At 62.6% G+C, this 21,875-nt stretch carries 19 protein-coding genes; 11 read left to right on the top strand and 8 right to left on the bottom strand.

From position 1 onward, the window contains the following. Window positions 1-238 precede the first annotated feature (238 nt). The gene (locus NKJ04_RS30935; RefSeq protein ID WP_352679459.1) at window positions 239-1,771 is read left to right on the top strand and encodes a DHA2 family efflux MFS transporter permease subunit; all 1,533 of its coding nucleotides are present in this window, start codon (window positions 239-241) and stop codon (window positions 1,769-1,771) included. A 9-nt stretch (window positions 1,772-1,780) separates the two neighbouring features. Here NKJ04_RS30935 and NKJ04_RS30930 read toward each other — a convergent pair whose 3' ends face one another. Both NKJ04_RS30930 and NKJ04_RS30925 read right to left on the bottom strand, forming a co-directional pair. Then, a complete protein-coding gene (locus tag NKJ04_RS30930) occupies window positions 1,781-2,290 on the bottom strand; it encodes a CAP domain-containing protein (RefSeq protein WP_023813529.1) in 510 nt (169 codons plus the stop codon). 59 nt (window positions 2,291-2,349) lie between these two features. After that, window positions 2,350-2,706 carry a winged helix-turn-helix transcriptional regulator gene (locus NKJ04_RS30925; protein ID WP_352442472.1) on the bottom strand — a complete coding sequence of 119 codons (357 nt, stop codon included), beginning with the start codon at window positions 2,704-2,706 and terminating at the stop codon, window positions 2,350-2,352. 106 nt (window positions 2,707-2,812) lie between these two features. On the opposite strand from NKJ04_RS30925, the gene NKJ04_RS30920 reads away from it, so the two are divergent. Then, window positions 2,813-3,529, top strand: a complete 717-nt coding sequence (locus NKJ04_RS30920; protein ID WP_352442471.1) for a glutathione S-transferase family protein — start codon at window positions 2,813-2,815, stop codon at window positions 3,527-3,529. Between the two features lie 134 nt (window positions 3,530-3,663). Here NKJ04_RS30920 and NKJ04_RS30915 read toward each other — a convergent pair whose 3' ends face one another. Next, the gene (locus tag NKJ04_RS30915) at window positions 3,664-4,887 is read right to left on the bottom strand and encodes a TadE/TadG family type IV pilus assembly protein (protein WP_352679455.1); all 1,224 of its coding nucleotides are present in this window, start codon (window positions 4,885-4,887) and stop codon (window positions 3,664-3,666) included. 300 nt (window positions 4,888-5,187) lie between these two features. Between NKJ04_RS30915 and NKJ04_RS30910 the strand changes: the two genes are divergently transcribed. Then, window positions 5,188-6,012, top strand: coding sequence for a DUF2189 domain-containing protein (locus NKJ04_RS30910; RefSeq protein WP_352679453.1), 825 nt, complete (start codon window positions 5,188-5,190; stop codon window positions 6,010-6,012). A 48-nt stretch (window positions 6,013-6,060) separates the two neighbouring features. On the opposite strand, the gene NKJ04_RS30905 is transcribed toward NKJ04_RS30910, so the two are convergent. Then, window positions 6,061-6,810, bottom strand: coding sequence for a CTP synthase C-terminal region-related (seleno)protein (locus tag NKJ04_RS30905; RefSeq protein WP_352679450.1), 750 nt, complete (start codon window positions 6,808-6,810; stop codon window positions 6,061-6,063). Between the two features lie 81 nt (window positions 6,811-6,891). Here NKJ04_RS30905 and NKJ04_RS30900 point away from each other — a divergent pair, with 81 nt between their 5' ends. Next, window positions 6,892-7,761, top strand: a complete 870-nt coding sequence (locus NKJ04_RS30900) for a LysR family transcriptional regulator (RefSeq protein ID WP_164892996.1) — start codon at window positions 6,892-6,894, stop codon at window positions 7,759-7,761. A 39-nt stretch (window positions 7,762-7,800) separates the two neighbouring features. On the opposite strand, the gene NKJ04_RS30895 is transcribed toward NKJ04_RS30900, so the two are convergent. Both NKJ04_RS30895 and NKJ04_RS30890 read right to left on the bottom strand, forming a co-directional pair. Further along, window positions 7,801-8,433 carry a LysE family translocator gene (locus NKJ04_RS30895; RefSeq protein WP_023813536.1) on the bottom strand — a complete coding sequence of 211 codons (633 nt, stop codon included), beginning with the start codon at window positions 8,431-8,433 and terminating at the stop codon, window positions 7,801-7,803. A 131-nt stretch (window positions 8,434-8,564) separates the two neighbouring features. Next, window positions 8,565-10,550, bottom strand: a complete 1,986-nt coding sequence (locus NKJ04_RS30890) for a TadE/TadG family type IV pilus assembly protein (protein ID WP_023813537.1) — start codon at window positions 10,548-10,550, stop codon at window positions 8,565-8,567. 230 nt (window positions 10,551-10,780) lie between these two features. On the opposite strand from NKJ04_RS30890, the gene NKJ04_RS30885 reads away from it, so the two are divergent. Further along, window positions 10,781-11,641 carry a TIGR01459 family HAD-type hydrolase gene (locus NKJ04_RS30885; protein ID WP_352679447.1) on the top strand — a complete coding sequence of 287 codons (861 nt, stop codon included), beginning with the start codon at window positions 10,781-10,783 and terminating at the stop codon, window positions 11,639-11,641. 6 nt (window positions 11,642-11,647) lie between these two features. Continuing rightward, window positions 11,648-12,628 (top strand): bifunctional riboflavin kinase/FAD synthetase, encoded by a 981-nt coding sequence (locus NKJ04_RS30880; RefSeq protein WP_023813539.1) that lies wholly within the window; start codon window positions 11,648-11,650, stop codon window positions 12,626-12,628. A gap of 18 nt (window positions 12,629-12,646) precedes the next feature. Here NKJ04_RS30880 and NKJ04_RS30875 read toward each other — a convergent pair whose 3' ends face one another. After that, a complete protein-coding gene (locus NKJ04_RS30875; RefSeq protein WP_023813540.1) occupies window positions 12,647-13,201 on the bottom strand; it encodes an HdeD family acid-resistance protein in 555 nt (184 codons plus the stop codon). 194 nt (window positions 13,202-13,395) lie between these two features. On the opposite strand from NKJ04_RS30875, the gene NKJ04_RS30870 reads away from it, so the two are divergent. The 3 genes from NKJ04_RS30870 (at window position 13,396) to NKJ04_RS30860 (ending at window position 18,373) form a co-directional block, all read left to right on the top strand. Beyond that, window positions 13,396-14,202 carry a MipA/OmpV family protein gene (locus NKJ04_RS30870; protein WP_023813541.1) on the top strand — a complete coding sequence of 269 codons (807 nt, stop codon included), beginning with the start codon at window positions 13,396-13,398 and terminating at the stop codon, window positions 14,200-14,202. Between the two features lie 290 nt (window positions 14,203-14,492). After that, the gene (gene ileS, locus NKJ04_RS30865; RefSeq protein WP_023813542.1) at window positions 14,493-17,486 is read left to right on the top strand and encodes an isoleucine--tRNA ligase; all 2,994 of its coding nucleotides are present in this window, start codon (window positions 14,493-14,495) and stop codon (window positions 17,484-17,486) included. Window positions 17,487-17,692: 206 nt separating this feature from the next. Beyond that, window positions 17,693-18,373, top strand: a complete 681-nt coding sequence (locus tag NKJ04_RS30860; RefSeq protein ID WP_023813543.1) for a hypothetical protein — start codon at window positions 17,693-17,695, stop codon at window positions 18,371-18,373. Window positions 18,374-18,413: 40 nt separating this feature from the next. On the opposite strand, the gene NKJ04_RS30855 is transcribed toward NKJ04_RS30860, so the two are convergent. Further along, on the bottom strand, window positions 18,414-18,863 hold the full coding sequence (locus tag NKJ04_RS30855) for a nucleoside deaminase (protein WP_023813544.1): 450 nt from the start codon (window positions 18,861-18,863) through the stop codon (window positions 18,414-18,416). Window positions 18,864-19,045: 182 nt separating this feature from the next. On the opposite strand from NKJ04_RS30855, the gene NKJ04_RS30850 reads away from it, so the two are divergent. Together NKJ04_RS30850 and rsmD are read left to right on the top strand one after the other, a co-directional pair. Beyond that, window positions 19,046-21,196, top strand: a complete 2,151-nt coding sequence (locus tag NKJ04_RS30850; RefSeq protein WP_352679443.1) for a pseudouridine synthase — start codon at window positions 19,046-19,048, stop codon at window positions 21,194-21,196. Beyond that, window positions 21,193-21,747 (top strand): 16S rRNA (guanine(966)-N(2))-methyltransferase RsmD, encoded by a 555-nt coding sequence (gene rsmD, locus NKJ04_RS30845; RefSeq protein WP_352679441.1) that lies wholly within the window; start codon window positions 21,193-21,195, stop codon window positions 21,745-21,747. Before NKJ04_RS30850 ends, rsmD begins: the two co-directional genes overlap by 4 nt. Window positions 21,748-21,875: the final 128 nt, after the last annotated feature.

Here is a 21,875-nt window from a genome sequence, read left to right as displayed (position 1 = left end):
GGAGGATCAGCGTTTGGGCGCGCCGCGTAGCGGCCTGGCCGAAATCTGAAATCTCCGACGCGGACCCGTCGGTCCTCATGTTTCCGGGCGGCAGGCATCCGCTCATCAGAGACTTTCAGTCGATGTAACCCCCACATCGACAATCGCGTCCCACGGCGACGAGGGTCTCTCAACGGAAGGCGTTGCCGCCCGGAAACCCCTTGTACACGTTTTTGTTACCTGCTGGAAGTTTCATGCCATGAGCACGCCCGAACCCTTCAAAGAAGTGCCGCATCGCGGCCTGATCACGGTCGCGCTCATGCTGGCGACGATCATGCAGGCGCTCGACACGACGATCGCCAACGTCGCGCTGCCGACCATGACCGGCGATCTCGGCGCCTCACCCGACAACATCAACTGGGTGCTGACCTCCTACATCGTTGCCGCCGCCATCATGACGCCGGTCACCGGCTGGCTGGCCGATCGCTTCGGCCGCAAGGAACTGTTCCTGGGGGCGGTTGTCGGTTTCACCGTGTTTTCGATGCTGTGCGGTATCGCCTGGAGCCTGGAGAGCATAGTGTTCTTCCGGCTGATGCAAGGCGTGTTCGGCGCCGCCATCGTGCCACTGTCGCAAACCTTCCTGCTCGACATCAACCCCAGGGAGCGCCACGGCCAGGCAATGGCCATCTGGGGCGCCGGCATCATGCTGGGGCCAATCCTGGGTCCGACGCTCGGCGGCTGGCTGACCGAAAATTTCAACTGGCGCTGGGTGTTCTTCATCAACCTGCCGGTCGGCATCATCGCCTTCCTCGGTATGGCCGCCTATCTGCCGGCGGTTGCCCGGCGAGTGCGCAGCTTCGATTTCTTCGGCTTCGCCATGTTATCGCTCGGTGTCGGTGCGCTGCAGTTGCTGCTCGACCGCGGCGGCGAGGTCGACTGGTTTTCCTCGGTCGAGATCTGGATCGAGCTTGCTCTTTCGATCACCGGATTCTGGGTGTTCATCATCCACACGCTGACGGGGGAACGTCCTTTCATCGATCCCAAGATCTTCCTCGACCGCAATTTCGTGACCGGGCTGGCATTCATCTTCGTCATGGGCGTGCTGATCCTGGCCTCGATGTCGCTGCTGCCGCCGATGCTGTCGACCATCTTCGGCTATCCGACCGTCACCATCGGTGTCGTGTTGGGGCCGCGCGGTGTCGGCACCATGATTTCGATGCTTGTCGTCGGGCGGCTCATGAGCAGGATCGACGCCAGGATTCTTGTCGTCATCGGCTTTCTGCTCACGGCGCAATCGCTCTACACCATGTCCAGCTTCACGCCACAGATGGACAATTGGCTGATCCTCAGCTCCGGCGTCATCCAGGGCCTGGGGATGGGAATGGTGTTCGTGCCGCTGTCGACCGTCGCCTTCGCCACGCTTGACGTGCGCTTCCGCACCGATGCCACGGCTTTGTTCAGCCTGGTGCGCAATCTTGGCTCATCCATCGGCGTGTCGGTCGTGACGGTTCTGATGGTGCGCAACACGCAGGTCAACCACACCGAGCTTTCGGCCTTCATCAACCCATTCAATCCGAATCTGTGGGCGGTCTCTCCAGCCGCCGCGAGCGGCGATCCCATGGCGCTCTCACAGGTCGATCGCATGGTCAATCTCCAGGCGATGATGATCTCCTACGTCAATGACTTCAAAATGCTCATGGTGATGACGCTGCTTGCCATTCCGTTTGTTTTCCTGCTGCGCAAGCCGAAGCAGGCGCCTGCCGGCGGCGCGCCGGCAGCGCATATGGACTAGCTTTCCATCCTATTTCCCGAGCACCAGGCTCCAGTAACGGAGCTTGCTGTCGCCGCCGTCGCGCACATAGGCAAGGCCGAAGCGGGTGAAGCGCGGGTCGAGCATGTTGCGGCGATGGCCGGGCGAATGCACCCAGATGTCGAACAGCTTCTCAAGATCGAAACGGCCCTCGGCGATGTTCTCCGCCGCGGCACCGGAAATTCGATTGTCCCTGACGCGCGAGGCGAAATCCTTGCCCCAGCCGGTGGTGTGGCTCATGCGGCGGCGCTGCGCCATGTAGCCGGCCTGCTGCAGGGCGGCCTGTTCGAGCTGCCGGTCGGGGACCATCGGCGCCAGCCCGGCCGAGGCGCGGATACTGGCCAGCGTGCCGGTGGCGGAGGAGGAGACCCCGGCGCCTTCGCCGGTTGGCAGTGAAACAGTGCTGCAGGCGGCGAGTCCCGCTAGGGCGGCGAGGCCGGTCAACACCATGCGCCTGTTCAGATTCGGCATCGGGTAGGTTTCGATTTTCGCTATGGTCATGCCCCTGAGATAACGTCGATCATGGCTTTTGCCGGGCAGGGCGGCGAAAATCGAAGATGTTAGGCGGCAGTATCGAGATCTGCGTCCGAGGAACCGCGCATCCGGTCGTCTTCCGTATGCACCCACCACGAGCCCAGCGCGTCGATGAGCGGTACAAGCTTGCGGCCAGGCGCCGTGAGGTCATAGTCGACCCGCAGCGGATAGCCCGAGCGGGCCGTTCGCCTCACGATACCGGCGTCCTCGAGCTTGCGCAGTTCCAGAGCCAGAATGCGGTGCGACACGGTGGGGTTGTCGCGTCTCAGGTCACTGAACCGCTTGGTCCCGTCCTTCAGATAATAGAGCAGCAGCGTGGGCCAGCGGCCGCTGAGCACGCGCATGGTCTCTTCGATCGGGCAGCGTGAGACGACGTCTTTCATGGGCGGATCCTGGTTACAGAATTGTGCGTAATTTACATGGGACGACCAGCGTTTAGGGTCAAGTTTCGCTGCGCGGCGTGATCTCCTCAATCACGGAAGAAAACAAATGGAACCTATCCTGCTTTATGGCTTCCCGGCGGGAAGCTCGATGGGGCTCGTCGCTGCCTTCGAACGCGTCGGGCAACCCTATCGCCTGTGCCGCGTCGACATGCTCACCGAGATGAAAAACGATGCCTATGCCAGCATCAACGACCGTCAGGAAACGCCGGTGCTGATCACCGACGAAGGCCGGGTGCTCACCGAGACAATGGCCATCGCCGCATGGCTCGAAGCCCGCGACACACAGCGTCGCATCAGCTTCGAACCGCGCACGCCGCAAGCCGACCGCATGCACCAGTTGATGGCCTTCGTGAACACCGGTTTCACCGCCGCCTTCAGCCCGCTCTGGGTGGCATTGGAAATGGCGGCGGATGAACCCGCGCTGAAGGCGACCTTGCGGGAGTTCGGCCGCAAGGCCGTTGCGGAACGTCATGATCGGCTCGAGGCGATGATCGCCGGTACGGATTTCCTGGTCGGCGACGGGCTGACTCTTGCCGATACCACGCTGATCGGCGTGGCACGCTGGGCGGAATTTCACCAGGCGATCGACGGCGCTGCCTATCCCAAGCTGGCCGGATTGCGCCTTCGCATCGAAGCCGATCCGGCCGTGCGTTATGCCCTGGCTGTCGAGGATGGCGAACAACCCGCCGGTTCTGGCGCCTGCCTTGGCCACGTCCCCCTGACTGAGGTGATCGATCGCTTCGCTGCACCGGCGCAATCGTAGCGATACCCCATTTTCAACCAGGATGTGCCTTTGTGAGAGGCACTGATCTGCCGGAGTGCGGTCGCCGCACTCCGGCATTGTTAAACGCGACCGCCATTTTTCTCAACGCGACCGCTTGGGCCGCCTGTCGTTTCTCATTTCACCAGAGTGATCATCCGATCGGCATACATTGTGCGATTTCCAAGCGCCGCCGCGCAGTCCGACTTGACGGACGAGTTTCCGGTCATCTGTATCGTATTGCCGACAAGCCTGAGACAGTTGCCCTGGGCGCTCATATCAGAGTTGCCGGCGTAGGAAATGGGCGCGTCCGGCGCGTAGATAAAACCGCTGATCACGGAATTTGCGCCGCCATTCAATGTCAGAGCAGACGTGTTGCCGTGATCCTGAAAAATGGTGATACCGGCATAAGGGCCGCTGGTGGGCGGGGAAAGGTTCACCTTCTCATTGGCATTTATGTAGATCTGAGCGCTTTCCATGAGGAATATGGTCACGCCCTGGCCAGTCAGGCTGCCGTTTCCCCCTGGCTTTATGGTGGTGCCGCGCATGATGTAGACGCCCGGATTAAGCGTGATGTTTCCCGACAATGTCTTGTCGCAATAAGTGCCTGGCGACAGCGTGTAGGTTTTGCCGTTCGGGACCGGCAAACACAATGTGTAAGGGGGAGGAACGACGTCGGCCAGCGGATCAAAGGATGCGTACCGATGTTCGTGCGGCGTTCCGCAGGCGAGACTGGCGCTGGGTGGCAACAGCCCGCTGGTGCCGCCGACAGTTGAGACACAGCCCGCTGAAACCAGGGCGGAGCCGCCCCTGTTCACGGAATCGGGGGCGTCCGAGTTCGCCGCGATCACACAATTGTCCATCGAGACGTTGGTCGAGCCCTGCAGGTTCACGGCGGCGGACGCATGCGGATCGAGCGCCAGCACGCAGGCCTGCGCGCCAGGTTTTATCTTGACCGAGGCCGAGCGGTAGGCCTGCCAGGGGGCCGAGGCGCTGATGAAGCTTGGGCGGCTTATGCTGGACGACAGCGAGATAAAGTAGGCGCTTGGGCTGCCGCTTGCCGTTGCCGCGAAAGCGGAGACGCTGCCCAGATATTCCTGCTGGTCGGCCGCGCTCATATTGGCGGCGAAGAATTGCAGCCCAAGCTGCTGGACATCGCCGGCCGCCATATCGGGAGAGAACTTCGTGCCGATGGCGAGCCCCGCCGCGTCAAGCGAGTTCTGTAGTTGCGAGGCGTCATGGCTCGTGCCGATCAGATCAACGGCGCCGGCCAAACCAATCATTATCGGCAGCATCCCGATGGCGGTCGTTATGGCAAAGTTGCCACGCTCCGAAGACCAGAAGCCTTTCAATGCGAACATAGTTCCTCGCCGAACTTCGTAAAGCTCAGGTGATACGCCAAAGATCCCTACGAGCAATTTAAGTAAATGCTAAAATGCGTAAATGCTAAAATGCAGCACAATGATTGGTCAAAATGAAGGACCGCCAAGGTACGCCATATGAGAGGCCATACGGAGAGTTGAACACTACGAGGAGTTGCTCCCCAGGCAATTGACGCGGCGACAATCGCCGCCAACTCTGCTATCATGCCTCTCGTTCTTGAAGTGGCAGCTCTGGCGGCCATCCTGGCGGTGACCGCCCCGACACACGGGAGGAAGGTTATGGCCGGCTTTCATGTCATGGCGGACGCACGTGGAATGCATGTGCAGCCAACGGTGCGCCGCATCACCACGTCGGACCTTTGGGATGCGCTGCGCCTCGGCGTCGAGGATTTCTGGGCAAAACCTTCGCACTATGTGTTCCTGTGCTTGATCTATCCCATCGTCGGCCTGATCCTGACGCAGTGGACGTCCGGGGCCAACGCCATCCAGCTCATCTATCCCCTGATGTCGGGTTTCGCGCTGGTCGGGCCCTTTGCGGCGCTCGGCCTTTACGAGATCAGCCGCCGGCGCGAACTCGGCATGAACACCTCCTGGCGGCACGCGTTTGATGTGCGGCGCTCGTCCGCGGTTCCGTCGATCGCCGTCATCGGGATCATGCTGGTGGCGCTGTTCCTGTTATGGCTCTACACCGCGCAATCGATCTACACCGGCCTGTTCGGCGACCAGCCGCCGGCCTCGATCGGTGGCTTCATCCGCGACGTGCTGACCACCAGCAAGGGCTGGACGCTGATCCTTGCCGGCAATGCCGCGGGCTTTATCTTTGCCGTAATCGTGCTGGCCACCACCGTGGTTGCCTTCCCGCTGCTGCTCGACCGTGACGTCGGCGCCGTTTCGGCGATCGAGACCTCGGCACGGGCGGTAATGGCCAACCCGCTGCAGATGGCGCTGTGGGGCTTGCTGGTCGCCGTGCTTCTGGTGATCGGTTCCATCCCGCTGTTTGCCGGGCTAGCCGTCGTCATGCCGGTGCTCGGCCATGCCACCTGGCATCTCTACCGCAAGGTGGTCGAGCCCGAGCGGGCGCAGCAGACAAGGCGGCCGATGTAGGGTGCGCTGTCGCTAACTTCTTGCAATCACTCAACGACGATAGGCCGTTCAGCGATTGAGCTGGGAAACATCACCGCCCCAAAACGCGGCGCGCGGTCTTGACCGGGCGCTTTCCAGGAAGGCGACAATGATTGGATGCGGGTGCTGCTTTGTCGACGTCAGCTGCGGCACGAAGAGCGTGGCAAGGTAGAATGGGTGGGATGGCAGCAGGAGGACGCGAGCCTCGCCATTCGATTCCCTGCCGACAATGTGAAAGCCGCCGGCGTCCAGTTCTTTCTGGTAGGCTGGATTGATGCCGAAGTTGCAATAGTAGCGCTCTTTCGTGTTCGTTTGTCCATAAATCCGCGCTGCCCGGCTCCCTCGCGTCAGAAATACGTCCATGGTTTGCCCAACGAGTGAACAGGTCAGCTGTGTGACGAACAGGGTGGAAGCATAGGGATCGTATTCCGCATGCTCGGCGTCCTGGAAACCCAGCACGTTGCGGGCATATTCGACGACCATATGCTGGCAACCGCCGCAGGTTCCCAAAGCAGGAATTTCGTTTTCCCTGGCATGCCGGATGGCATTCAGAGCGCCATTCATGCTCCTGTACGGGCTGCCTGGAGCGATCCAGATCGCATCAAAAGGTGCCAGCTTGTCGCTGACCCCGGTGATCAGTTCTTCGGTCGAAATCCACTGGTGTTCGTACTGGATACCGAGCGTGGACCCGGCATGATCCAGCGCTTCGTCCATCTTGGCGTGTGGTTCGAAAGATGGCGTGTATTCACCGATCAGCGCCAATGCGAGTCGTTGTGTCATGAGAGCTCCTATGAATTGAAGTGAGCTTCCAGATGCGTTATCGGAGATGCATAAGTAAAATGCATTCGGATGATATCTATCATGACTATCACTAATATCACTCTCGCTCAGCTGCGGGTCCTGACCATGATTGTCGAAGACGCGAGCTTTTCGACGGCCGCTACGCGGATCGGCATGACGCAGTCGGGCGCAAGCCAGGCGATGAGAAGCCTTGAAGGCGTTCTTGGAGTGAAGCTTCTGGTTCGCGGCAAGAACGGGGTGTTTCCGACGGAAATTGGACAAGCAGTGCTTCAGGATGCGCGAGAGGCCGTTCTGGCCATCGAGCGAATCCAGCAAAGGAGCGCCGCAGCTTCAGGCGCTCAGACCGGGCGGTTGCGCATTGGAAGCGTGGCAAGCGCGGTAGAGCGTTTGCTGCCGCAAATACTTGCCCGCTTCCAGCGGCTTTTCCCCGGCGTCGAACTGGTTTTGCTGGAAGGAACCGATCATGAGGTTCTGGAATGGGTTGAAACAGCAGTCGTTGACGTCGGCCTGACCTCCGAACAATCAGCCGAAACTGTCGGGGATGTAGTCCTGGAGGATGATTTCGTCTTTCTTGCTGCTTGCGACCACCCGCTAGCAGCGACGGCGCGCGTCAAATTGTGCGACCTGGCCGACGAGAATTTCATCATGTCGGGCTCTGGTTGCGAGCCGGTCATCCGTCAGCTCTTCGCATCCGTGAACATCTCGCCTAAGGTTGTCCTTACGGTTCGCGATACGGCTGCCCTGGTGGAAATGGTGTCGCAGGGGATCGGTGTGACACTGATGCCTGAGCTTTCCACTCCGGAAGGAGACGCTCGCGTGTGTCGAATTCCCATTGTTCCTTGTGTTCAGAGGCGGCTGCTCGTTGTCAGTCTTGCAAGGGCCAATCGTTCGCCAGCCGCGGAGAAATTCGTGCAGCTGCTGGCGCCCTGACGTTTCTAGCTCAGCTCGCGATCATCGTCCAAGGCGAATTCAGCGCTGCGCCTCTGTCGCCATCTTCAGCGCAAGTGCCGCCAGCACGGTGCCCATCATCCAGCGCTGGATGACCAGCCACAAAGGCCGTCCGGCGAGAAAGGTGGCGATCGAGCCGGCCGTCACCGCGATGACGGCATTGACGCTGAGACTGATCGAAATCTGCGTCGCGCCGAGCACCAGTAGCTGCGACAGGACGTGGCCTTTGCCGGGGCTGATGAACTGCGGCAACAGCGACAGATAGAGCACGGCCACCTTCGGATTGAGCAGATTCGTCATCAGGCCCATGGCGAAAAGCTTGCGCGGCCTGTCCCTCGGCAATTCGCGCACTTCGAACGGCGAGCGTCCGCCCGGCTTCACCGCCTGCCAGGCCAGCCACAGGAGATAGAGCACGCCGGCAAAGCGCAGCGCGTCATAGGCGTAGGGCACGGCGAGCAGCAGCGCGGTGATGCCGAACGCCGCCGCCAGCACATAGAAGACAAAGCCGAGTGCCACGCCGCCAAGCGAGATGAGCCCCGCCTTCGGCCCCTGCGACAGGGAACGCGAGATCAGATAGATCATGTTGGGGCCAGGCGTCAGCACCATGCCGAGGCAGACCAGCGCGAAGGCGAGATGATTGGCCGTTTCGGGCATCTGTTCTTCCCCAGCGCGCCGCGAATGGATGCACGATCCGGCAGGCGGCCAACATGTGCCTGTCCCGGCAGGCGCGCGCAAGTGCATGGCGGCGCCAGCCGTTGTTCCAGCTAGCCGCCGGTGCCTACGGATCAGCCGACGACGCGCAGGTTCGACAGTTCGTTGCCGATTTCCTTGAAATCGTTCGACAAGCTGGCGCCGGTGGCGTTCCAGAACAGTTTTGCCGGCTTGCTCGCGTCCGTTGGATCCTTGCGGAAGCGCGAGTTCGACGAGCAGGATTTCAGCGCCTCGATCGCCTGCTGGTCGGCGATTTTAGTCGTCGACAGATCGAGCGCCACAGTCATCACCATGATGTTGGCTGCCTTGGCGTTGTTGCAAAGCGTCGCCATCTGCTCGTTGAGCGCGTTGGTATAATTGCCGTTAGAATAATCGAATTGGCCAATGGTGCTCGATGTGCCCATGAACAGGCGGCCCACCGACGTGCCGTTGTAGCCGGGTTTGAGATAGCCGAAGGACGCATAGGTCGACTTCGAATCGGCGGGGTCGGAATAGCCGAGCGAGGAAGGCGTGTAGTAGGTGTTGGCGCCGTCGGTCAGCACGATCACGACCTTGTCGTTGCCCCTCTCGGTTTCCGGGCGTCCTTGCGTGAAGGGCTCGCCGCTCGAAACCACGCGCCATCCCCAGGCGATGCCTTCGGGAACATTGGTGCCGCCATCGGGCTTCATCAGGTCGATCGCGGCCTTGATCGCCGTGAGCCCAGTGGCAACGCTGACATCGGTCAGCGGCGTGATCGGGTTGGTGGAGCAGCTGTAGTTCGGCCCGTTGCCGGCGGCCAGCGCCGGCGCATTGATCGGCCGCGGCTGGAAATATTTGGCCATGTTGCGCAACCGGGATTGGCCGGTGCTGCTTGTCGGGTCGTCATTCCACCAGCTGTTGATAGCGCCATAGGCCGTCGGCGCGGCCTCATCCGGATCCTGAGTGATCTTCCAATGGTTGCCGGGTTCGTCAGGGGCGAACATCGGCACGAACATCGTCGCCGGATCGCCAATCCCTATGCCGGTGTTCGCAGAGCCGCCGGAAGGCGCCGCGTCGTTGACATTGTAGGGATAGGGCCTGGCCTCGACGCAACCCTGCCAACTGGCGAACGGGCCATAGGAATCGATGTAGTCGTATTCGTCGTGGTCGCGTTTGCAGGTGTTGTTCGAGTTGTATTCGTCGCAAACCACGCGCTTGCTGTTGGTGACACGCTCATGGTTGGTGACGACCTTCATGTCTCGGTAGAGCGAAAACCGGGTCAGCATCTGGCCTTCGCCGGTACCCCATCCGGTGCCGCGCTTGTACCAGATACCGTTGGTCTGCTGGGCGTATTTGTCGACCGCGTTCAGCGTCGACCAGTCGAAATTCTCGTTCGATACCGGCGACAGTCCTTCGGTGTCCATCCAGGACGCGTTACCGTTGCCGGGTCCGACATTGACCGAGGCGGCAAACGGCACGAGGCCGAACTGCACCGGCCTGTCGACCTGCTTGATCATCGCCGCCTGCTGGGCCAGCGTGTCGACCAGCTGTTTGGCCGCGGTCTTGAGAAGGTCGATCCGCGTTTGCCCCGAGCCCGTTCCGGTCTTGGTCATCGACCCGGAATTGTCGAGCACCAGGGCGACTTCAAGAGTGTTCTTCAGCCGCACTTCCGAGGAGACGTTGAAGCTGATCTTCTGGTTGGCGTCGGTTTCGGATTTGCCGACGAGCTGACCGAAGACCGGATAGAAATAGGGCTTGTAGTCAAGCCGCGCGCTCATCTTGAGCAAGCCCCCGCCGGCGGTGTTGCTTGGCAAGGTGACGCTGAGCGTCGTGTTGGCAGGGTTGATCTTGTTGAGGTTGGCATTGAAGAAATCGAGCGCATAGGCTCTCAACTGGTCGTCGGTAGCACCTTCCGTCAGCCGGCGCGCCGTGGCGAAGTTTGCGGCATCGAGCGCATTCGAAACCGCCTGTTTTTCGCGGCTCATCTCGGTGAAGTCGACGGCCATCGCCAGGGCGCCCATGAGCGGAACCATCGCGACGACGGTCATAAGAGCATAGTTGCCGCGTTGGTCGCGGCAGAACTGACGCCAAAGTCCATGCATGTCTTGCAGCGGCCCCCGCCGGCGGATTCTCGATCAATGCCAGCTTTCCACAAAACGCTGAAGGCCGTGTTTGGGAAATCGCTCGATTGCCGGGGCAGCGCTTCACCAACCGCTAACCAATCGTGCCTGGCGAAAGCTGATGACAGGCCGGGGCGGTTCGGCTAATCCGAACCGGCTGCGGCGAACCGTCGGTCGCGGCGATCGCAACGATCATGACTGAAGGAAACGGCATGGCGGATTCGCCTGAAATCATCAGCTCGCTCGAAGACGTGTCGAAGGCCTATTCGGCAATCCTGTGCGACGTCTGGGGCGTGGTGCACAATGGTGAAACGCATTTCCCGGCGGCGGCCTCGGCATTGGCAAGGGCTCGAGAGGCGAAAATCCCCGTCGTCCTCATCACCAATTCGCCGCGCAGAAGTGCCGATGTCGTGGCGCAGATGAACGCGATCGGTGTTCCACCGTCAGCCTACGACCGGGTGGTTACCTCAGGCGACGTGACGCGGGATCTGATCGCCGAAGGGCCGCGCAAGATTTTCCATATCGGCGCCGACCGGGACTTCACCCTCTATGAAGGTCTCGACGTCGAGCTTGTCGAGGAGTTCGAGGCGTCCGGCATCGTCTGCACCGGCCTGTTCGACGACGAGGTCGAAAACCCCGAGGATTACACGGAGCTCCTGCGGCGGCTGCGCGCCCGGAACCTGCCTTTCATCTGCGCAAATCCCGACATCGAGGTCGAGCGCGGCGAACGCATCATATGGTGTGCCGGCGCGCTGGCGCGTGACTACGCCCAGCTCGGCGGCCGCACATTGATCGCTGGAAAACCTTACGCGCCGATCTACAATCTCGCGATGAAAGAGGTCGCCGAGATTCTTGGCCAGCCGGTCGAGCGCGGCCAGGTGCTGGCCATCGGCGACGGCATGATGACCGATGTGAAGGGCGCCGCCGACAATGGCTTCGATGTTCTTTATGTCTCCGGCGGCATCCATGCCCGCGACTATGGCGATGCCCTGTACCCGGACCCGGCAAGACTGGCGGCGTTCCTGGAAAAGCATGGCTATGGTCCGGTGGCCGTCATTCCCAGACTTCGGTAGGTGACGATGGCAGCCTTCCAACGCATCCTGGCAACCGCGCCGCTTCCCGCCGACCTGCGCGGCGGCGTGGTGGCGATCGGCAATTTCGATGGCGTCCATCGCGGCCATCAGGCGGTGCTCGAGCGGGCCTCTGCCGAGGCCGGACGGCGTGGAGTGCCGGCCCTGGTGCTGACATTCGAACCGCATCCGCGCAAGATCTTCAGGCCTGATATCCCGTTGTTCGTGCTGACGCCGCCGCCGATGAAGGCGAGGCTCCTGTCGCTGCTGGGCTTTGCCGCGCTGGTCGAACAGCCGTTCACGCGCGACTTCGCCTCGCTGTCGGCGGAAGCGTTCGTGACGGATGTGCTGGAAACGAACCTTGGCATTACCCACGCCGTGACCGGGTTCGATTTCCACTTCGGCAAGGATCGTCAAGGCGGCCCGGCCTACCTGATGGCGGCCGGCGAACGTCATGGCTTCGGCGTCACGCTCGTCGACGCCTTCCGGGACGAGGGCGCCGAGGTGGTGTCGTCCAGCCGCATCCGCGGATTGCTGGGCGAGGGCGAGGTGGCTGAAGCCGCCGGTCTGCTCGGCTACCGCTTCACCGTCGAAAGCGAGGTGGTCGGCGGACAGCAGCTTGGCCGCACCCTTGGCTTTCCAACCGCGAATATGAGGCTGTCGGCTGAAGCCGCACTCAAGGAGGGCATCTATGCCGTCCGCTTCCGCCGCGCCGACGGCACGCTTCACGACGGCGTCGCCAGCTTCGGCCGTCGCCCGACGGTCGACGACAATGGCGCGCCGCTGCTTGAAACCTTCGTCTTCGACTTCTCCGAAGACCTCTATGGCGAGGTCTGTCAGGTTTCCTTCTTCGGTTTCCTGCGCCCGGAGGTGAAGTTCGAAGGGCTCGATGCGCTGGTCGCGCAGATGAAGCGCGATGAAGCCGAGGCACGCGCGCTGCTTGCCGGCGTCAAGCCGCTCTCCGATCTCGACGCGGCCATGGCTTTTTGAGTCCAGGCGTGATCCCGGCTATTTTTTCAGCGCGAGGCCGACGGCGATGAAGGTCCAGCCCTGGAAGATCAGATCGATCGCAAGGAACAGACCGAGCACCCACAGGCTGTTGACCGGCCAGCCCATGGCGATGATCAGACCCGCAAGGGCGCTGATGACACCGGCGGCGACGATCCAGCCCCAGCCGCGTTCCGGCCGATGGCTGTAGCCGACCCAGGCCCTGAGCACCCCTGACGCGACCAGCGCGATCGCCAGCAGGAACGTCAGCACCGCCGAGGCAAGCAACGGATTGCCGAAAGCGAAGAAGCCGGCAACGGCGTACAGCAGTCCGCTGAGCAGCCAGTAGAAGAAGCGGCTCCAGGTCTTGACGCCGAACGCATGCACGATCTCGATGATGCCCGCCATCAGCATCAGCCATCCCACGACGTAGACGGAAGCCACCGTGGCGACGAACAGATTGGCAAAGGCAATGCCGCCGAAGATGAGCAGCAGCACACCGAGCGCGACAAACCATCCCCATTTTGTCCGTGTCTGTTCGATCGCGATTTTCAAGGCGTCGCCATGCAGGGTCATTGTCGCGGTCTCCATCGAGGGCTGCGGAATACTGCGAATGGAAGGTAATCCGGGCGCGGGCCAACGTCCAGTCGATGACCGGCAGCCGGATCGCGGCAAAGCGCGAGCGTATGTCTCGGGTTTAAATCAAATTTTACCAAACGGCCGTCAAAGCTGTCGTCGGTAACCGTGTGTGTTGTGTTAGTGGAGTGGCCATGAGTCCGGTCGGAAGAATCTCTCTGGTGTTGGCCGCTGCGATGCTGGGTGGCGCGGGCGTTGCCAATGCGGGCGAGGGCAGCTGGCTGTCCGGCGACTGGTATCTGACCGTTGGCGCCACTGGCATGGTGGCGCCGAATTTCGAGGGCGGCAAGAAGTACCTGCTCAGCGCCTCGCCGATCATTTCGCTGGGCAAGGCCGGACCTGCCGCCCGCTTTGTCTCGCGCAACGACAACATCTCGCTGGCGCTGGTCGATGATGGCGGTGTCCGCGCCGGCCTGACCGGCAAGTTCCTGTTTTCCCGCGACGATGACAACGCCGATGAGCTGAAGGGCCTCGATCCGGTGCGCTGGGGCGGCGAAGTCGGCGGCTTCTTCGAATTCTATCCGACGGACTGGCTGCGCGCCCGCGCCGAGCTGCGCCACGGCATTCGCGCCCACAACGGCTTTGTCGCCGACATCGCCGCCGACGCCTTTTACGACGTGACGCCGACCGTCAGGATTTCGGGAGGACCGCGTGTTTCCTTCGCCTCAGGCAACTATTTCGACGCCTATTATGGCGTCAACGCGCAGGAAGCGGTGGCCTCGGGCTTGAGCGAATACCATCCCGGTGGCGGGTTGAAATCGACCGGCCTCGGCGGCGCTATCACCTGGAAGGTGACCGAGCCGATGACTGCCAGCCTGTTTGGCGAATATTCGCGCCTGATGGGACCGGCGGCCGATTCCAGCCTGGTCAAGGAGCGTGGCGACCGCAACCAGTTTATGATTGGCGTGTCGACCACCTACCGCTTCGATTTCACGATGTAGGTGAATCGAACGAGAGACGCTTTATTCCTGCGTCTATCTCCGCTAAAAGCCCACCAATGACGAGCTTTTCGCGCCTTCGCGTGCTGACGATACGAATTACCGGCCCGGTGTTCCGGGCGGCCTGAGGGTCGCCGGAACCGCCGGGAATTCTGCGCGCGGCCTCTCGCGCTTTTTCCAGATCATCAGGCATGTCGCCCAAAAGTGGCCCCGGTTTTGGGAAAACGACATGCGCAAAAGTATAGTTCAACGCCCGAGCTCTTTTGCCGCCGGGCAATGCACATGGCAGACCAATGACCGATACAACTGAAACGATCGACTATTCCAAGACGCTTTACCTGCCGCGGACGGATTTCCCGATGCGTGCCGGCTTGCCGGAGAAGGAGCCGCTGCTGGTCAAGCGCTGGCAGGACATGGACCTCTACCGCAAGCTGCGCGAGAGCGCTGCCGGCCGCACGAAATACGTGCTGCATGACGGCCCGCCCTACGCCAACGGCAACATCCATATCGGCCATGCGCTGAACAAGATCCTCAAGGACGTCATCACCCGCTCGTTCCAGATGCGCGGTTACGACTCGAACTATGTGCCCGGCTGGGACTGTCACGGCCTGCCGATCGAATGGAAGATCGAGGAGCAGTACCGCGCCAAGGGCAAGAACAAGGACGAGGTGCCGGTCAACGAATTCCGCAAGGAATGCCGTGAGTTCGCCGCAGGTTGGATCACGGTGCAGGGGGCCGAGTTCCAGCGCCTCGGCGTCATCGGCGACTTCGAGAATCCCTATACGACGATGGCTTTCCATGCCGAGTCGCGGATCGCCGGCGAGCTTTTGAAATTCGCCATGTCGGGCCAGCTCTACCGCGGCTCCAAGCCGGTGATGTGGAGCGTGGTCGAGCGTACGGCGCTGGCCGAGGCCGAGATCGAGTACCACGACTATGAGAGCGACACGATCTGGGTGAAGTTTCCGATCCAGTCTGCTGATGGGGATACGATTTTACACGTCGAGGACGAAGGTGGTGAGCGAACTGGCAGGAAAATTGTCGTAAAGCCGCCGCACAGTTTGTCCCATGCTTCAGTTGTCATCTGGACGACAACGCCTTGGACGATCCCGGGTAACCGGGCGGTAGCCTATTCGCCACGCATTGCCTACGGACTTTACGAGATCGTGGCAGCCGAAAATGACTTTGGCCCTCAGCCCGGTGAGAAGCTGGTCTTTGCCGACGCGCTTGCCGATGAAAGCGCAGCCAAAGCCAAGGTGAATTTTAAGCGACTTCGCACCGTGACAAGCGAGGAACTTGCCAACGTAACGTTAGATCATCCGTTTTTTGCGTTAAACGGAGGGTATCATTTCGATGTGCCCATGCTCGTCGGCGACCATGTCACCGACGATGCCGGCACCGGCTTCGTCCACACCGCGCCCGGTCACGGCCGCGAGGACTTTGACGCCTGGATGGACGCGGCGGTGGATCTGCGCGCACGCGGCATCGATCCCGCCATCCCGTTCACCGTCGACGATGGCGGCTTCTTCACCAAGGACGCGCCGGGGTTCGGCCCCGACCGCGAGGGTGGACCGGCACGCGTCATCGATGACAATGGCAAGAAGGGCAACGCCAACCAGGCCGTCATCGACGAGTTGATCAAACGCAACGCGCTGTTCGCGCGTGGCCGGCTGAAGCACAGCTACCCTCACTCCTGGCGGTCCAAGAAACCGATCATCTTCCGCAACACGCCGCAATGGTTCGTCTACATGGACAAGGACCTCGGCGATGGCTCGACGTTGCGCAGCCGGGCGCTCAAGGCCATCGACGACACCCGCTTCGTGCCCGCCGCAGGCCAGAACCGCATCCGCGCCATGATCGAGGAGCGCCCGGACTGGGTGCTGTCGCGCCAGCGCGCCTGGGGCGTGCCGATCGCCGTGTTCGCCGATGCCGACGGCAATGTGCTGAAGGACGAGGCGGTCAACCAGCGCATCATGGACGCCTTCGAGCAGGAAGGCGCCGACGCCTGGTTCGCGGCTGATGCCAAGGAGCGTTTCCTTGGCAATCACGACGCTTCGAAGTGGAAGCAGGTGATGGATATCCTCGACGTCTGGTTCGATTCGGGCTCGACGCATGCCTTCACGCTGGAGGATCGTCCTGACCTGAAATGGCCAGCCGACGTCTATCTCGAAGGCTCCGACCAGCATCGCGGCTGGTTCCATTCGTCGCTGCTGGAGAGCTGCGGCACCAGGGGCAGGGCGCCTTACGACACCGTCGTCACCCATGGCTTCACCATGGACGAGGATGGCCGCAAGATGTCGAAGTCGCTCGGCAACACCGTCGTGCCGCAGGACGTCATCAAGCAGTCGGGCGCCGACATACTGCGTCTGTGGGTGGTGACCACCGACTACTGGGAGGACCAGCGGCTCGGCAAGAACGTGCTGCAGACCAACATCGACGCCTACCGCAAGCTGCGCAACACCATCCGCTGGATGCTGGGTACGCTTGCCCATGACGATGGCGAAGAGGTGCCGATGGAGAAAATGCCGGAGCTGGAGCGGCTGATGCTGCACCGGCTGGCCGAGCTCGATGAGGTCGTGCGTTCGGGCTACGACGCCTTTGAATTCAAGCGCATCACCCGCATGCTGCTCGATTTCATGGTGGTCGAGCTGTCGGCGTTCTATTTCGACATCCGCAAGGATGCGCTCTACTGCGACGCGCCGTCGAGCCTGAAGCGCAAGGCTTCGGTGCAGGTGGTGCGCCATCTCTTCGATTGCCTGGTGAAATGGCTGGCGCCGATGCTGCCTTTCACCACGGAGGAGGCCTGGCTTGACCGTCATCCCGACGCCGTCTCGGTGCATCTCGACCAGTTCCCGCAAATCCCGGCGGACTGGAAGAACGAGGCGCTGGCGGAAAAGTGGCGCCAGGTGCGGCAAGTGCGGCGCGTCGTCACCGGCGCGCTGGAGATCGCGCGCGCCCAGAAGGTGATCGGATCGTCGCTGGAAGCGGTGCCGGTCGTCACAATCAACGACGCAGCGCTCGAAGCGGCGATTTCAGATGTCGACATGGCCGAGATGGCGATCACCAGCGATCTGGTCATCGCTCATGGCGAGGCACCGGCTGGTGCCTTCGCGATCGACGACGTCAAGGGTGTCGCCGTGGTGGTCGAGAAGGCCGAGGATCGTGGCCTGTTAAAATGTGCACGCTCCTGGCGCTACACCGCCGATGTCGGCCAGGATCCGGAATTCCCGGATGTTTCGGCTAGGGATGCGGCGGTGCTGCATGAATTGAAGACGCTTGGCCGACTTTAACGGTTAGTCGGCTGGATCGGTGCACAAATGCCACGCCGGGCGGGCGAAAACCGCCCGCGCGTTGCCCTTAACGAGTGGTTGAGGTAAACACGCGAAACTCCGGAAGACAAATTGTCGCCGGATTTCCGTCGCAAGTGCTTGGACGATGGGGACCGGCCACAAGGCCGGCGGCAATCGAGAGGCTGTCTAGAGTGGGACTTTTTGGCATGACCGAGAGATATAACGCGCGCTTGGCGCTGCTGGCGCCGCTTGTCGCGTCGGGCCTCGCTTTGTCCGGCTGCATGGGCTCTCCGACCTACGGCACCGACAAGACCGCCGGCGAACAGCTGGCCGGCGATATTTCAGGTGCCTTTTCATTCGCGCCGAAGCGCAAGGAACAGATCGACTACAAGCCGCGTCCGACGCTTGTGAAGCCGGCGCCAGGCCAGAAGGAAGCGCTGCCGGCCCCGCAGGACAGCATCGAGACGGCGAGCGCCGAATGGCCCGAATCGCCCGAGCAGCGCCGCGCCCGCCTGCGCGCCGACGCCACCGCCCATCAGAACGACCCGGCTTACCAGTCGGAGATCGTCGACGACGTGCAGACCGATCCGGCCTCGGTGAAGAGGGCAATGGCGGAATCAGGCTCGAGCCACCCGCCGGCATGGACACCGGCCGATTCCGACAAGGGTCGCGCCGCCGAGATCCAGCGCCGCCTTGCCGACAGCAAGCAGGGCGATCCGAACACCCGCAAATATCTGAGCGAGCCTCCAGTGCAGTATCGTGTCGCGGCCGGCACGGCGCCGCAGAACGAGCTTGGCGAGGACGAGTACAAGAAGGAACGCCGTCTCAAGAAAGAGGCGGAAGGCAAGAAGGGCAGCGGCTGGTTCGACTGGATGCCGTCCCTGTAAAAACCGCTTCTTTCTTATTTCTTGCCGAAGGGCGCCCGGCTCAGCCGCGCCGTTCCCGGAAAAATCCTTTGAGCAACAAGGCCGCCTCGGTCTCGCCCATGCCTGGATAGATGTCGGGCCTGTGGTGGCAGGTTGGCGATGCGAAGAAGCGCACGCCATTGACCACCGCGCCGCCCTTGTCGTCGGCGGCACCGAAATAAAGCCGGCGCAGCCGGGCGAAGGAAATTGCGCCGGCGCACATGGCGCAAGGTTCCAGCGTCACATAGAGATCATGGCCGGTCAGCCGCTCGGCCGACAGTTTGCGGCAAGCTTCGCGGATGACCAGCATCTCGGCATGCGCGGTCGGGTCGGCAAGTTCGCGTGTGCGGTTGCCGGCGCTGGCGACAACACCAGCGCCATTGGCGATGACGGCGCCGACCGGCACTTCGCCTCGCAAGGCGGCAGCCTCGGCCTCCTTCAGCGCCAGCGCCATGAAATCGGGCCGCTTCACGCGATTTCCACTCTGATTATCTCCTCGCCACCTGACGGTGATCCTGTTATGGAGCGCAGGACCTCGAAAATCGGGACTCGGTTTTCGAAAATGATCATGCGCCACATCAAAAGTGCTACAGCGTTCGTTGCGCGCCCGAAAGGATGCGCCACGCTGTAGCAGCGCAAACGGATAAAGGCCACATGGACGACAACGACAAGAAATTCCGACCCAGGAAGGGTCCGGCCAAGAGTGGGCCGAAAGCCGCGGGACCGCGCAGCCGTGATGGCGCCGCCGGCAAGGGCGGCAAGCCGTCCTTTGGCGCCAAGAAGCCTTACGCACCGCGTGGCGATCGGCCGATGGCCGCCGATGGCGAGCGGCCGAAGCGCGATTTCAAGGGCGGCGACAAGCCTTTCAGCAAAGGCCCGCGACCCGAAGGGAAGCCTTTTGAGAAGCGCGAAGGGCCGCGCAAGCCCTACGCACCGCGCGGCGACCGCCCGATGGCCGCCGAAGGCGAGCGCAAGCCCTATGAAAAGCGCGAGGGGCCGCGCAAGCCTTATGCGCCCCGTGGAGATCGCCCGGTGGCCGCCGAAGGCGAGCGCAAGCCCTATGAAAAGCGCGAGGGGCCGCGCAAGCCTTATGCCCCCCGTGGCGATCGCCCGGCTGCGGCCGAAGGCGAGCGCAGACCCTATGAAAAACGTGAGGGGCCACGCAAGCCCTATGCGCCACGTGGCGACCGTCCGGTGGCGGCCGAAGGCGAGCGCAAGCCGTATGAGAAGCATGAAGGCCCACGCAAGCCCTATGCACCGCGGGGCGACCGGCCGGCTGCGGCGGCAGCGGGCGGCGAAAAGCGTTTCGACCGTCCCAAGCGTGATTTCAGTGACCGCGCGCCGCGCGACGCCGGCGATCGACCGAAGCGTGACTTCGCCGACCGCCCCAAGCGGGATTTCAACGATCGGCCGCAAGGCGCGGCAGGCGGCAGCTTCAAGCCACGCCCGCGTCCCGCCGAGGGCGCGGAAGAGGCAGGCGAGCGCATCGCCAAGCGGTTGGCCCGCGCCGGCCTGGCCTCACGCCGCGATGCCGAGGAACTGATCGCCGCCGGCCGCGTCAAGGTCAATGGCCGCGCCCTGACCTCGCCGGCCTTCAACGTGATGCCTGATGACATCATCCATCTCGACGGCATGGAAATCCCGCCGATCGAGCGCACCCGGCTGTTTCTGTTCCACAAGCCGGCCGGCGTCGTCACCACCAACCGCGATCCCGAGGGCCGCAAGACCGTCTTCGACGTGCTGCCGGCTGAATTGCCGCGGCTGATGACCATCGGCCGGCTCGACATCAACACCGAAGGCCTGCTGCTGCTCACCAATGATGGCGGCCTGTCGCGCGTGCTCGAACTGCCGGCCACCGGCTGGCTGCGTCGCTACCGGGTGCGCGTCCACGGCAAGGTCGAGGAAAGCGCGCTTGCGGGCCTGCGTGAAGGCATTGCCGTCGACGGCGTGTTCTACGGTGCCATCGAAGCGACGCTCGACCGTGAGCAAGGCACCAATGCCTGGCTGACGATCGGTCTGCGCGAGGGCAAGAACCGCGAAGTCAGGAACATTCTCGGCTCGCTCGGCCTCGACGTTACGCGGCTGATCCGCATCTCCTACGGGCCATTCCAGCTCGATGACCTCGCCGAGGGCCATGTGCTGGAGATCAAGGGGCGCGTGCTGCGTGACCAGCTCGGCGAGCGCCTGGTCGAGGAATCCGGCGCCAATTTCGACGCCGATGTCACCAAGCCGTTTTCCAACAAGCCGGTGCGGCGCACCGAAGTTCGCGAGCCGGAGCCGGAGCGGCCGAAATTCACCCGCGACGGTGAGCGCCGCCCGATCGGCGAGGGCGGTTTGATCAAGAACCGCAAGCGCCGCGAAGGCAGCCGCGACGAGGCTCTGGGCAAGCTGTCGACAAGTCCCGACAGAAGCGCGGAGAAGAGTTTTGGCGAACGCGGCCCGCGTCCCGAACGCAGCTTTGGCGACAAGCCACGCGGCAGTTTTGGCGACAAACCGCGCGGCGGCTTCGGTGACAAGCCACGTGGTGGCAAAAAGTCCGAGCGCGAGCAGAAGCCGATCGAGCCGCCCGGCCAGCGCAAGGCCAATGTCTGGATGGCGCCGGGCGCGCGGCCGATCGGCAAGGGCAGGGCCGAGGCCGATGCCGCCAAGGCGGCTGAAGCCAAGGCGCGCAAGGCATCGTTCAAGCCGACCTATGGCAAACCGGCCGGTGCCAAGCCGTTCGGCAAGCCGCGCGGCGAACGTCCGGGCGGGGCCGGCGGCGGTGAGCGTCCGCGCAATGGTCCCCGAGGTCCCAAAGCGAGATGAGAATCGTCGGTGGTGAGTTTCGCGGGCGTCCGCTGGCGACGCCCCGTTCGAGCGCCATCCGTCCGACGACCGATCGCACCCGCGAGGCGGTCTTCAACGTGCTGGCGCATCGCTTTGCCGCGCAGTTGGACGGTGCGCGCGTGCTCGACCTGTTCGCCGGCACCGGTGCGCTGGGGCTTGAGGCGCTGTCGCGCGGTGCCTCCTATGGCGTCTTCATCGAGGAATCGGCCGAAGGCCGTGGCCTGATCCGCGACAATGTCGAGGCCTTCGGCCTGACCGGCCGCACCAAGATCTTCCGCCGCGATGCCACCGGCCTTGGCGAAGCGGGCACGCTGGCGCCGTTCGGCCTCGTCTTTGCCGACCCGCCCTATGGCAAGGGTCTTGGCGAGCGCGCCTTGCAGTCGGCGAAAGCCGGCGGCTGGCTTCGCTCTGGCGCGCTGTGCGTGGTCGAAGAGGCGGCAGTGGCGCCCTTCGAGCCGGGCCCCGGCTTTTCCGTGCTGGACGAGCGCAACTATGGCGAGACCGTCATCCGCTTTATCGAGGCGGCCTGATACGCCTTCGCGATTGGCGGTTCCTCTCCCCCAATCCTTCATTGGGGGAGAGCGACTATCTGGGGTGTCAAGTTGCAATTACGAACTCGTTGCGCGCATCGCGTGCTTTTGCATTGAGGATGACCAGG

The organism is Mesorhizobium sp. M0618 (assembly GCF_040320765.1).
Classification (GTDB): domain Bacteria; phylum Pseudomonadota; class Alphaproteobacteria; order Rhizobiales; family Rhizobiaceae; genus Mesorhizobium.
This window is presented reverse-complemented; position numbering and strand designations above follow the sequence as displayed.